General features: G+C 67.1%; 8 protein-coding genes. 4 read left to right on the top strand and 4 right to left on the bottom strand.

All coding sequences use genetic code 11. The features are described 5' to 3' along the window. The first annotated feature begins 25 nt into the window (after window positions 1-25). Window positions 26-2,332: an MMPL family transporter gene (locus tag IPM49_00810; protein ID MBK9273065.1), complete on the top strand. Its 2,307-nt coding sequence runs from the start codon at window positions 26-28 to the stop codon at window positions 2,330-2,332. Window positions 2,333-2,484: 152 nt separating this feature from the next. Then, complete coding sequence (gene nhaA / locus IPM49_00805; GenBank protein MBK9273064.1) at window positions 2,485-3,801, top strand: Na+/H+ antiporter NhaA; 1,317 nt, start codon at window positions 2,485-2,487, stop codon at window positions 3,799-3,801. Here nhaA and IPM49_00800 read toward each other — a convergent pair. Beyond that, entirely contained in the window at window positions 3,762-3,986 is a 225-nt protein-coding gene (locus IPM49_00800) for a hypothetical protein (protein MBK9273063.1), read from the bottom strand. The genes nhaA and IPM49_00800 overlap by 40 nt on opposite strands. Before the next feature lie 215 nt (window positions 3,987-4,201). Here IPM49_00800 and IPM49_00795 point away from each other — a divergent pair, with 215 nt between their 5' ends. After that, window positions 4,202-8,527 (top strand): hypothetical protein, encoded by a 4,326-nt coding sequence (locus tag IPM49_00795; protein MBK9273062.1) that lies wholly within the window; start codon window positions 4,202-4,204, stop codon window positions 8,525-8,527. 418 nt (window positions 8,528-8,945) lie between these two features. On the opposite strand, the gene IPM49_00790 is transcribed toward IPM49_00795, so the two are convergent. Beyond that, window positions 8,946-9,320, bottom strand: coding sequence for an endonuclease domain-containing protein (locus tag IPM49_00790; protein ID MBK9273061.1), 375 nt, complete (start codon window positions 9,318-9,320; stop codon window positions 8,946-8,948). Between the two features lie 467 nt (window positions 9,321-9,787). Between IPM49_00790 and IPM49_00785 the strand changes: the two genes are divergently transcribed. Beyond that, window positions 9,788-11,272 (top strand): hypothetical protein, encoded by a 1,485-nt coding sequence (locus IPM49_00785; GenBank protein MBK9273060.1) that lies wholly within the window; start codon window positions 9,788-9,790, stop codon window positions 11,270-11,272. 275 nt (window positions 11,273-11,547) lie between these two features. Here the strand turns inward: IPM49_00785 and IPM49_00780 are convergent, their stop codons facing one another. Together IPM49_00780 and IPM49_00775 are read right to left on the bottom strand one after the other, a co-directional pair. Next, window positions 11,548-12,312 (bottom strand): DUF559 domain-containing protein, encoded by a 765-nt coding sequence (locus IPM49_00780; GenBank protein ID MBK9273059.1) that lies wholly within the window; start codon window positions 12,310-12,312, stop codon window positions 11,548-11,550. Between the two features lie 157 nt (window positions 12,313-12,469). Beyond that, window positions 12,470-13,471, bottom strand: coding sequence for a DUF4407 domain-containing protein (locus IPM49_00775; GenBank protein ID MBK9273058.1), 1,002 nt, complete (start codon window positions 13,469-13,471; stop codon window positions 12,470-12,472). Window position 13,472: the final 1 nt, after the last annotated feature.

The following is a 13,472-nucleotide window of genomic DNA, read 5'->3' as shown; positions in this document are numbered from 1 at the left end:
GCACCCCATCCCCAGCCCCCTGTTCATGGACCGGCGCCAGCGGCGGCTCCTCCGCATCGAACGGCTGCTCACGCGCCGCAACGCCCGCCTTGCGCTGCTGCTGCTCGTGCTGCTCACCGTGCCGGCGCTCTTCGCCCTGCGGCAGGTGCGGGTGGACTACGACTTCGAGAAGTTCTTCCCCACCGACGACCCGGAGCTGGACCGCTACCTCGCCTTCCGCGAGCGCTTCGGGCACGACAACGAGTACGTGCTCTTCGGCATCGGTCGCCGGCCCTCGGTGTTCCACCTGGACCTGCTGCGCCGCGCCGACAGCCTCGCCACGCGCCTGGCCACGCTGCCCGATGTGCGCCGCGTGGTGTCGCCCACCCGCCTGAAGATGCCGCGCTGGACCCCGGCCGGCGTGTTCGAGGTGCCCGTGCTGCGGCTGGACCACGACAGCACCCTGGCCGCCGACAGCGCCCGCCTGTGGCTGGACCCGGTGGCGCGCCCCCTGGTGAACGACCGCGGCGATGCCCTGCTGCTGGTGATGCACACCGAACAGGGCCTCAGCAAGGCCCGCAGCGACAGCCTCCTCAACCGCATCGAGGCCGCCGTGGCCGCCAGCGGCCTGCCCGAGGTGCGCATCGCCGGCCGCATCCACGGCCAGCGCCACTACATCGGCCTGATGACCCGCGAGCTCATCACCTTCATGCTCGCCTCGGCCGTGCTGCTGGTCATCTTCCTGTCCATCGCCTTCCGCACCGTGTGGGGCGTGGTGGCCCCCATCAGCGTGGTGGCCCTCACCGTGCTGTGGCAGGTGGCCCTGATGACCGCCTTCGGCAAGCCGCTCAGCATCCTCACCATGCTGCTGCCCACCATCCTCTTCGTGGTGGGCATGAGCGATGCGGTGCACATCATCGAGCGCTACATCGAGGCCCTGCGCGAGGGCCATCCCAAGGCGCGCGCCCTGGCCATCACCTTCGACGAGGTGGGCCTCAGCACCTTCATCACCATGCTCACCACGGCGATCGGCTACGCCACGCTGGTCACCAGCGGCATCCGCCCCATGAGCGAGTTCGGCCTCTTCACCGCCATGGGCGTCTTCCTGGCCTATGCCCTGGCCTTCACGCTGCTGCCCGCCGTGCTGCTGCTGATGCCCACCCCCGTGCCCGCCGAACGCACCGTGCGCGCCTCGCTCTGGGACCGCGTGGTGCACGGCCTGCTGCGCCTGGTGATCCGCCGCCGCCGCACCATCCTCTTCGGCGCCGGCGCCGTCACCCTGGCCTGCGCCCTCCTCATCCCCCGCATCACGGTGAACAACTTCCTGCTGGAGGACCTGCCCGACAGCGACCCGCAGAAGCAGGGCTTCCTCTGGTTCGAGGCGCAGTTCGGCGGCGTGCGCCCCTTCGACCTGGAGATCGCCGTGCGCGACACCGCCCTCAGCGTGTGGGACCACGCCGTGCTGCACCGCACGGCCCTGGTGCAGGACCATCTGGAGCGCAGCTACGGCGTGCGCCACATCACCAGCCCGGTGACGGTGGTGCGCGCGGCGCACATGGCGCTGAACGGGGGCGACCCCGCCTGGTACCGCCTGCCCGACACGCCCGCCGACACCGAGCGCGCCGCCCGCCTGGCCCGCACCCTGCTGGGCCGCCAGGGCCTTTCGACCATCGCCGCGGCGGACGGCCGCACCGCGCGCATGAGCGGCCGCATGATCGACGAGGGCGGCGCCGCCCACCGCCTGAAGAATGCCGCCCTCGACGGCCTGGTGAAGGGCCTCGGCCCCACCCCCGCCGTGGACTTCCACCAGACCGGCATGGCCTTCCTGATCGACCGCAACAACGAGCGCCTCAGCGAACAGATGCTCCTGAGCCTCGGCCTCAGCTTCCTGCTCATCGCCGTCATCATGATGGTGCTGTTCCGCGAGCCCCGCATGGTGCTCATCGCCCTGCTGCCCAACGTGCTGCCCATGGTGTTCATCGCCGGCCTCATGGGCCTGGTGGGCATCGACCTCAAGGTGAGCACCGCCATCATCTTCAGCAACGCCTTCGGCATCGCGGTGGACGACACCATCCACCTGCTGGGCAAGCTGCGCATCGAACTGGCCAAGGGCCGCGGCCTGCCCTACGCCATGAAGCGCACCTACCTCAGCGGCGGCAAGGCCGTGATCGTGATGAGCCTGATGCTCTGCGCCGGGTTCATCACCCTCATCGCGTCCGACTTCGCCAGCGTGCACTACATGGGCCTGCTCATCAGCATCACCCTGGGCGTGGCCCTGCTGAGCGAGCTGCTGCTGCTGCCCCTGCTGGTGCTGCTCATCCTGCGCCGCCGGCCCGTGCGCGTGCTCGCGTGAGGCCACCCCTATCTTGGCCCTTCAACCGCCGCCGCCATGCGCCTGCTCTGGCCCCTCTTCGCCGTCCTCGCCCTCGTGCTCGTGGGCGTGGTGCTGCAACGCCGCCACACCCGCCGCAAGCACAAGCACCGCCAATACCGCTGACCCGCCGCATGAACCTGCACAGGGGCGGCCGGCGACGCCTGGCCTTCGCGGAGTTCCTGCATCACCAGAGCACGGGCGGCATCCTGCTCTTCGCCTCGGCCGTGGCCGCCCTGGTGTGGGCCAACGGGCCCTGGAAGGAGGGCTACCACCACCTGTGGGAGCACACCATCACCCTCACCTTCGACCGGTACACCCTCCGCGGCACCCTGCATCACTGGATCAACGACGGCCTGATGGCCCTCTTCTTCTTCGTGGTGGGCCTGGAGCTGAAGCGCGAGGTGGTGGGCGGTGAACTGAGCCGGCCGCGCGATGCCCTCCTGCCCGTGGCCGCCGGCATGGGCGGCATGCTGGTGCCCGCCGCGCTCTACCTGGCCTTCAACCACGTGGGCGAGGCCCACGCCGGGTGGGGCATCCCCATGGCCACGGACATCGCCTTCGCCGTGGGCGTCATGAGCCTGTTGGGCGACCGCGTGCCCACCGGCCTCAAGATCTTCCTCACCACCCTCGCCATCGCCGACGACCTGGGCGCGGTGCTCGTCATCGCCCTCTTCTACACCAGCGACATCAGCCTGCACAACCTGCTGATCGGCGTGGCCTTCCTGGCCGTGCTGTGGGGCGGCAACCGCCTGGGCGTGCGCAACCCCTGGTTCTATGCGCTCTTCGGCATTGCCGGCATGTGGACCGCCTTCCTCCTCAGCGGCATCCACGCCACCATCGCCGGGGTGCTCGCCGCCTTCACCATCCCCGCCGAAACGCGCATGGACGAACCCGCCTTCGTGGCCCGCATCAAACGCCACATCACCGCCTTCGCCGACCTGGAGCCCAACGGCAAACCCACCCTCAGCGAGGACCAGCTGGAGGTGATCCAGCGCATCGAGGCCGATTGCGAACGCGCCGCCACCCCGCTGCAGCGCCTGGAGAAGGCCCTGCATCCGCTGGTGGCCTTCGGCGTGATGCCCCTCTTCGCCCTGGCCAACGCCGGGGTCGCGCTCCCCGATGACCCGCTGGGCGCCATCACCTCGCCGGTGGCCCTGGGCGTGGGCATCGGGCTGGCCATCGGCAAACCGCTGGGCATCGTGCTCACCGTGCTGCTGCTGCTGCGCCTGGGCGTGGGCCGGCTGGGCGCGGGCATCACCCGCGCGCACCTGCTGGGCATGGGCTTCCTCGCCGGCATCGGCTTCACCATGTCGCTGTTCGTGAACGAGCTGGCCTTCGCCGACCCGCTGCTGCGCGAGGAGGCCAAGCTGGGCATCCTGCTCGCCTCCCTGCTGGCCGGCGCCATCGGCTACCTGCTGCTGCGCCGGCTGCCCCCGTCCGCCGCATGAACCGCGCTGCTGTCCGGCACGCCGTGCTCGAACAGCTGCATCAACGGATGCGAGTAGGTGCGCATCGGGCCCGGCGCACAGGGCTCCGGCGCACCGGCCCACGCCGCCAGGGCCGAGCCCGCGGCCACCACCAGCACCAGGTGGCGCCAACCGATGTGCGGCAGGTGGAAGGGGCGGCGTCGCATGAGGCTGCGAAGGTGAACGCCCCCCCGGCGGCAGCGGCGGACCTTAACAGCCCGATGGCCATCCTTAACCTTCGTTAACACACCCCGCATCGGCGCCGGTCCGCCGTTGATAAGTCAACCGCCACGGCCCTTGGCCGCCCGGGCCCTTTTGGTAGGTTTGCACGGTCCGGAAAACCCTCCGGCCCAGCGCCCTATCGCCCCAATCCAACGCCCCCATGGCCCAGCGTTACTCCCCGCTCCGATCCCTCCTCCTCGCCACCCTGCCCGCCCTGCTCGCCGCTCCGGTGATGGCGCAGTTGAGCGTGACCACGACGGGATCGCCCTTCGTGATCGATTTCGACAACACCGTGTCCGGTGTGAACAACGGCCAGATCGATGGGACCGGGTTCGTGGTGGCGCCTGCCGCAGGTGACCTGGACGCCGATGCCTGGGCCACGAGCGGCATGGACGATGGAAGCAAAGCGTTGGGCGTTGCGAACACAGCAGGAGACCATGCCCGCGGGATCTCCGCAGGCGGTGTCAGCACCGGCGGCTTCTACGCGTTCACCGTTTCCGGGGGGAACAGGGCGCTCGGTGTGCAGCCTGGCGCGACTGATTGGACGCCGGGCTTTCTGACCCTCCGCGTGGACAACAACACCGGGGCGACCGTGAGCTCCGTGGACGTGAGCTACCTGGTCTACTATTTCAACGACCAGGGTTGGGCCAACAGCTGGAACTTCGAGTGGTCGCTGAACAACCTGACCTGGACGCCGGTGGGCGCGCTGGACCTCACCACGCCTGCGGCGGCCGGTGCGGCGGTGTGGACCTCGAACAACCGCAGCACCACCATCAACAGCCTCAGCCTGGCCAACGGCGCGAGCATCTACCTGCGTTGGAACAGCGACGATGTCAGCGGTTCGGGCAGCCGCGATGAGATCGCGGTGGACGACATCTCGGTGACCATGAACGCCGGCAGCACCACCACCGTCCAGTTCACCGGCACCGCCGCGTCGGTGAGCGAGACGGGCGTGAGCACCACCCTGACGGTGAGCATCACCAACCCCGACGCCACCAACGCCACCACGGTGGATGTGGTGCTCACCGCCGGCACGGCCAGCCGCATCGGCAACTACACCACCCAATCCCTCAACTTCCCCGCCGGCAGCAGCGCCAACCAGACGGTGACCGTGACGCTGACGGACAACGGCGCCTGCGACGGCAACGAGGTCTTCACCTTCCAGCTGCAGAACGTGGCCGGCGGCAACAGCGCCACGGCCGGAAGCCCGTCCTCCTTCAACCTGACGCTGACGGACAATGAACTTGTGCCTGTCACGCTCCTGACCGAGGACTTCGAGACCGATGGTTCAGGCACGCGTTACACCTTGAATCAGCCGGAAGGCAACCCGGTGAGCGGCGATCTCTTCCTGCGCTCGAACGATGCCGGCATGACCGCTGCCGGCGGTCTGTCCATGGCAGGCGAAAGCGGCACCTTTTACATGGAAGGCGAGGACATGGACGTGATCGCTCCCAGCGCCGAGATCACGGTCACGTTCACGGGACTGAATATTCTTGGCATGTCCAACACCACGATCGGCCTGCTTGCAGGAGCGCGGGCCGCAGCCAACTACGACAACGGTGGGGCGAACTTGGATTACCTATTCGTTGAACGGAATGTGGACGGAGGTGGATGGGTCACGGTCGGTGCGTTCCGGTCGGAAGCCGCGATCGGTGCCAGCAACCAACGCATCGCGCTGGATACGGACCTGAACGGTGTGGGTGACGGCACCCAATTGAGCGCGACCATGGCGCCGTTCTCCTTCCCGGTGGGCGCCACGGGCAGCACCATGGACGTCCGCATCCGCTTCCGGACCGATGCCGACAATGAGGAACTCGCATTCGACCTCATCGAGGTGGTAGGCGACCTCTGCCGCCCCATCTACTACACGCGCGCCAACGGCGACCAGACCACCGCCACCTGGAGCACCACCCGCACCGGCACGGCCACGGCCGTCACCTTCGACCAGAACGCCACGGCCGTGGTGCAGAACGGCCACACGGTGACCGCCACCGGCGCCGATTGGACCGTGTACGACCTGGATGTGGAGGCCGGCGGCAGCGTGGTGATGGGCACCACGGACCTGGAGCACTACGGCACGGCCCTCACCAACAACAGCAGCTTCACCATCGGCACGGGCGCGGTCACCTTCCGCAACCCCGGCGCGGTGACCCTGGGCGGCAGCGGCACCTATGACCTGTACGACCTCACGGCCAACGATGCCGACGTGACCCTCACCAGCAGCCTGCTGCGCATCCGCCGCACGCTGGACATGACCAACGGCGGCACCTTCAACGCCAACAACACGGGCAACCCGGCCCGCGTGCTGGAACTGCACAGCGATGCCAACGGCACCGGCCGCATCGGCCCCATGGGCGCGGGCCCCAGCTTCACCGGCCAGGTGGACATGGAGCGCTACGTGCCCGGCGGCGTCACCAACTGGCGCCTCATCAGCGCGCCCACCAACAACAACACCCTCAGCAGCCTGGAGGACGACTTCGTCACCGCCGGCTACCCGGGCAGCGAGTTCCCGCTCTTCGACGATCCCCCCGGCAGCAACATCCTGTGGCCGAGCATCCGCACCTACGATGAGACCGACGGCGGCGCCGCCCTCATCGACGGCCTCACCGGCGCCACCGGCGACAACATGGTGATGGCCATGGGCCAGGGCTTCGCCGCCTGGAGCGGCACCGGCCTGGTGACCACCAGCCCCTTCACCATCGACCTGCGCAGCGGCGTGCGCAACGCCCTCACCCCCCTCAACCTGCCGGTGAGCTACACCAACACGGGCAACGCCACCGTGGACGGCTGGAACCTGGTGGGCAACCCGCTGCCCAGCCCGATCGACTTCAGCCTGCTGGGCCTCACCAACGTGGACAACTTCTACTACGTGTTCGACCCCGTGAGCGGCAACAACGCCTCCTGGGACGAAGGCCTTGGCATCAGCATCCCCGGCGGTTCGCTCAACGGCAACATCCAGAGCTTCCAAGGCTTCTGGGTGAAGGCCAACGCCGCCGCCCCCGCCGTCACCGTGGAGGAGACCGACAAGGTGCTCGACCTGAACGGCGGCGGCCTCTTCGGCGGCAGCCAGCAGGGTGCGCCCCCGATGTTCCGCCTCGAACTGAGCAACGCCCAGAACGCCTTCTTCGACGAGGCCGTGGTGCACTTCGGCACCGGCGCCCCCGCCGGCGGTGATGCCCACGACCTCATCAAGTTCACCTTCAGCCATCCCGAGGCCCCGCAGGTGATGACCCGCACCAGCGACGGCCAGGACATGACCCTCAACGCCTGGGGCCCCCTCACCGGCGGCACCAGCATCGAGGTGCCCGTGGACGTGGGCGTCACCGGCAGCTACACCCTGCGCGTGTACGACGCCCTGGGCATCATGGGCCAGACCTGCCTCGTGCTGGAGGACCTGCAGACCGGCCAGAGCATCGCCCTGAGCGAAGGCGCCACCTACACCTTCACCGCCGATGCCAACGACCCGGTGCTGCCCGCCCGCTTCCTGATCCACGCCAGCGCGCCGGTGCAGCATAGCGTGACGGACGTCACCTGCCAGGGCGCCGCCAACGGCAGCGCCAGCGCCCTCGGCGCCGGCAGCGGCCCGTGGGATTACACCTGGGCCACCGACGGCGGCACCGTGCTGCTCACCCAGGCGCAACTGAACGGCGCCGGCCAGATCGCCCAGCTCCCCGCCGGCGATTACCTGGTGACCGTGAGCAGCCAGGCCGGCTGCGGCGACCTCACCCACGCCTTCACCATCGATGAACCCGCCCTGCTCGACGGCACCGTGAACGCCACCGCCACGGCCTGCGCCGCCACCACCGACGGCAGCGTGGACCTCACCGTGATGGGCGGCACCGGGCCCTACACCTTTGCCTGGGACAACGGAGCCACCAGCGAGGACCTCACCGGCGTGGCCGCCGGCACCTACACGGTGACGGTGACCGACGCCAACGGCTGCACCACCGCGCCCCTCCAGGCCACCGTGGCCACCGGCAGCGGTCCCAGCGCCGCCTTCCTGCCCAGCGCCACCAGCACCTTCACCGGTGAGCCCGTGGAGTTCTTCAACCTCAGCACCTGGGGCGCGCAGGTCACCTGGGACTTCGGCGACGGCGCCACCAGCACCGACACCGAGCCCATCCACACCTACACCGTGCCCGGTGTGTACACGGTGACCCTCACGGTGAGCCTCGACGGCTGCACCGCCGTGAGCACCCAGGAGCTCATCGTGGACGTGAGCACCGGCATCGCCCCGGTGGCCGATGACCTGGCCCGCGTGTGGCTGGACGGCACGCACGTGGTGGTGGACCTGCAGCAGCAGCACGCCCAGGAGGTGGTGATCACCGTGCTGGACGGCGCGGGCCGCGTGGTGGCCGAGCGTCGCACGCGCCTCAGCACCACCCGCGAGCGCATCCCGGTGGACCATGTGGCCGATGGCGTCATCCTCGTCCGCCTGCTCTCCGGCGATCAGGGACGCACCTACAAGCTGCCCCTGGCCCGCTAAGCCGGATCACACCTCTTGCGCGAAGCCTCCCCTCGGGAGGCTTCGTGGCTTTGGGGGGGCACGCGATCAAGCCCCCTCCTGAGCAGCGATCCCTCGCTGCTCCGCACAAGGAGGGGCATGGGGTGGTTTCCGCGTTCATCAAGTACGCGGCGTGACTGAGTTGATACCTCCCCCAACCCCTCCTTGCCCGGCGCGTGGAGCGTTCCACGCGCATGAGGGGTGTTCACGTGATCAAGCCCCCTCCTGAGCAGCGATCGCTCGCTGCTCCGCTCAAGGAGGGGCACGGGGTGGTTTCCGCTTTCATCAAGTACACGGCGTGACTGAGTTGGTACCTCCCCCAACCCCTCCTTGCCCGGCGCGTGGAGCGTTCCACGCGCAGGAGGGGAGTTCACGCCAACGCCACCAGGGCTCGGACCTTTCAAGGACCTGACCGATCGACCAGCATTGCGCGTATCATCTGCAGCACCCCCTCCGGATCGCTCAACAGTTCCTGGTTCTCGATCCTGAGGACCCGTATTCCCAAGGCTAGCAACGACTCGTCACGCGCCCCATCATTCACCTGACCAAGCGCATCCATATGACCCGCACCATCCAGCTCGATGGCCAGCCGCCTCTCAGGACAGTAGAAGTCGAGCACCATGTTGGGGCCGACACTATGCTGCCGGCGGAACTTGAAGCCATCCAGAGCACGCTTGCGCAGCAAAGACCACAGAGCAGCCTCTGCCGCGGTCGACTCGGAACGAAGCCCCCGTCGGATGTGGATCAGTTCACGCCGGTTGTGGATGCGGGTCATTCGAGGTGTTGAAGATAGGCCTGAGCCGATACCTCCCCCGGCCCCTCCTTGCCCAGCGCGTGGAGTGTTCCACGCGCAGGAGGGGTGTTCACCGGATCAAGCCCCCTCCTGAGCAGCGATCGCTCGCTGCTCCGCTCAAGGAGGGGTACGGGGTGGTTTCCGTTTCCATGAAGTATGCGGCATGACTGAGCTGGTACCTCCCCCGGCCCCTCCTTGCCCAGCGCGTGGAGTGTTCCACGCGCAGGAGGGGTGTTCACCGGATCAAGCCCCCTCCTGAGCAGCGATCGCTCGCTGCTCCGCTCAAGGAGGGGTACGGGGTGGTTTCCGCTTTCATGAAGCATGCTTTCTGCCTGAGTTGTAACCTCCCCCGGCCCCTCCTTGCCCGGCGCGTGAAGTGTTCCACGCGCAGGAGGGGAGTTCACGCCAACAAGCCCGGCGAACTACCTTCGGGTGACCCTCTACCGGCCATGCGGCTCCAGTTCGTCGTACCTGCACTCGTGCTCCCGGTCCTTCTCCTTGGACAAGAGCAGCGCTGGGTAAGGCTGTACGATGGTGGTGGAGGGACCGACTACATCGGCGGAGCTTCACAGGCACCTGACAGCACGTACCGCATCGTGTTGGCTTACAACACGGGGGCCGTTGGGAACGCGAAGATCATCGGGGTCGCGCTGGATGGCACCTGGCTCTGGTCCACCACAGCCAATGACACCACGGGCACTCTGTTCGGAGGAGGCACCCAATGCCTTCAGCGCCGCGCGGACGGAACCTGGCTGTGGGCAGGAGGGGGCATTCCGTCCGGGACGTCGCAGTATGATGGCATCCTCTATTGTTTCTCACCGAATGGGGACAGCCTCTGGTCCCGGTGGTACACGACCATGAACACCGAGGCCTTTCTGGGCATGTCGCTGACGGGCGACGGAGGTGCTGCGCTGGTCGGCTACGAGGACGGTCCGATCAGGTCCGCGAAGCTCGTGCGCGTCGACGCCAATGGCGACACCCTTTGGACCAAGCGCTACACCAACGCACAGGACTACGGGCAGACCGCGATCAGCATAGACACAACTGCTGATGGTGGGTTCGTGATCTCAGGGTACCGCACGATAACCGGTCTGAATTCAGATATGTGGGTGATCCGGACGAATCCAAGTGGGCAGGGGTTGTGGCAAGTGACCCTTGGAAGCCCCTGGCACGACTCACAGGCATACGCATCGGTGCTCCACAATGGGCACATCGCGGTCGCCGGAGGCGAGCCCGAGTTTCCTCTGACGAGCATTCGGCCTGTCCTTTACAAGCTGGCCCCGAACGGTGTGGACCATATGGTCTCGTTCGACCCGATGTGGATGGACCAAGGTGCCTACCGCACCAAGCCCGTAGAACTGGGGAACGGTGATGTGGTGATCGGCGGTTTCAGGGAGGTCAATCTCGTGAACCGGGGAATGCTCGTCCGCGTGGACAGCACCGGAAACGTCGTTTGGAACCGTCATTACCAAACGGGCAACCACGACCATTACATCACGGGCCTTGAGCGCACCCTGGATGGCGGCTTTCTTCTGTCCGGCACGGCCTATGACAGCCTCGGCATCAGTGTGGATGGCTGGCTCTTGAAAGTGGACAGCTTTGGATGCGTGGTCCCCGGCTGCCAGTCGTTGACCGGCCTGCTCGAGCAGGAGATCGAACCCTCCACATTCCTATCGGTCCGGCCGAACCCCCTGCTCCGTTCGCACGCATCGACCGAACTGATGGTGGAGCTGCGGTCCATGCCCGATCGCGAGGTGACCGGCCCGTTCAAGCTCGTGTTCACGTCCGGCACCGGGGCTGTGGTGCATCAGGTGGCCTTGACAGGGCCAAGTACCACCATTCGGCTGCCGGAACACATGACCGCAGGGCTGTACCATGTGCACCTGATGGCAGGATCACGATGGGTCGACGGGAGCAAGCTGGTGGTTGAATGATCGGCTGATCGCGGCTGACGCGGAACGGTCCCTCGTGCCGCCCCCCCTCCCACGCTCCCTTCACCATTCTCCAGGCCTTCAGGTCCCAGGTCATCAGGCCGGCCGGAGGCCGCGGGCCAGGCTGGCGGGTGGGCTTGGGTTCAGGTCCTTGGCGCGCCGCAGCCTTTGGCGAAGGCGGCCTTGGCTCTTGGTCCTTCTTCCTTGTTCCTGGACCTCGATGCGGCCTCCGCCGCGCCGCCTTTCATGGCGTTGAGGCGGAAGCCGGCAGGCATGGGTCAAGGTTGTTCGGACGGTTGTTCGCCCGGATGCCACAGCCCGCCGTACCGGGCGATGCTCTCCTGCACCACGCTCAGCGTATGGTCCATGTTCGTCGTCAGCTCCATGGTGGTGAAGTGCAGGGTGCTCCAGCCCAGGCTCTGCAGGATGTTGCTCCGCCGCTTGTCGCGCTCCACGGCACTGCGGCGCATGTGTACCGCATCCCCATCGCATTCCAACGCGATGCCGCGCTCCTTGCAGAACACGGCGAAGTCGAGCTTGAAGCGTGCGGGCCCTACCACCACCTCATACTGCCGCTCGCTGGGGATGCCCCGCTCCATCAGCCGCTCCCAGAGCAGGTTCTCCAGCGGGCTGTCGTTGAAGATGAAGTTGATCTCGGGCGCCGTGAGCAATTTGGCCACGGTGGTGGGCACAAAGAGCAGTCGGCGCGGCTTCCGGCTGTGGATCGGGTTGGGCAGCATGCGCAGCTCAGCCACGGCCAGCACGTAATAGTCCTGTTCGGCGTTCCGGTGCTGCGGCTCGTCGAGCAACTCCTTCCGCTTCCGCAGGGTGATCCCCTCCACCTTCGCGTACCAGCGGATCGAATACCGCTCCTCCCCGAACTCGCTGGGGAAGTAGAACGCCAGGTGGGTGATGCTGCCGTCCTTCACCATGGCCGGTGCCGTCCGCTTCGGGATGCGGTACCAGCGCTGCTCCCGGACCAGGTTCCAATCGCGCTTCGAGGGGACGATGGCGACAAGGGCGGTATTGGCAGGTGCTTCCAAGGGCCAGTGAGGCGTAAGCTATGCGCTTGGATCGGATCAGCCGCAGACCTCCTCACCCCTCACCCCCCGTGAAGTACTTCTTCGCCACCTGCCGGAACCTAGAGCACCTACCAAAGGTGCCTTACAGGCACAACTACCGCCCATCGCTTGGAGGACCTCAGTTCATGCTGTGGTATTGCTCGGTGATCGCCCGTAACCTGGCCATGGCCTCGCGCTCCGCTTGACCCATGGCGCGTTGACGCGCATACAGCTGCTGCTGTACATGAGCGACCGTGGCCGTACGCTCCCGGTGCAGCTGGTCCGCCAGCTCCACTTCCTGTTCGTAGGAGGTCTTTCCTGCCCCCAACTTGATGAGCAGCGGCGAAAGCTCCAGCAACACCAGCACCAGGCTGATGATGCCATAGGCGAGCATGACGAACAGATCATTGGAAATGTACCGATGCATGGCATGCAAGCGGACGAACAGACCCGGTACCTCCTGCACGCTGGCCAAGCGTACCAAGGCTTCCTCGCGCTCCTGCTCCGCAGCGTCCTTCACCGCCGCCTGCCGGGCCATGGCCTCATCCAGCTCCTGCTCCCGCTTCCGGGCCAAGGCCTCCTTGGCCTTCGCCACCTTGCCGTGCCCGTAACGGCCCGTGCCGGACGGATGGCCGTTCATCTCCTGCACCCAGGCGGCTATGGCCTGCTCCTTCGCCGCTCTGGCCCTGGCCACCTCGGCTTTCGCCGTACGCAGCTCCTCTTCATGGTGGGCCTTGACCAGTGAGGAACGCTCGCTGGCCTGGTCCTCGTGCAGGGTAAGCAAGGTCTGATCGATCTCCGACCTGAGCATGCAGAGATCCAGACCCACGCCACCGATCACGGCCATCAGCAGGGCGATCAGCACCCGCGTCGCGGTGATCAGCTTGGCGGTTCCGCTGGCGAGCAACACCATGCGGTCCAGGGAAAAGACCACCACCCCCAGGGAAAGGCCAATAAGGAGCGCGATGGGCCGATCGAGACCGAAGGCGTTGACCCCCAGGTTGAACCCCGTGAACACCCAAAGACCGGCGACCAACAACAGGCCCATACCCATGGCCACCACCTTCTTGCGGGAGGCCGGCGTGTGGGTGCGAAGGACCGCATAGCGGTCACCGGTGAGCAATGCAAAGAAGCGCAGCATG

This window comes from Flavobacteriales bacterium, from assembly GCA_016715895.1.
GTDB lineage: Bacteria > Bacteroidota > Bacteroidia > Flavobacteriales_F > PHOS-HE28 > PHOS-HE28.
This window is presented reverse-complemented; position numbering and strand designations above follow the sequence as displayed.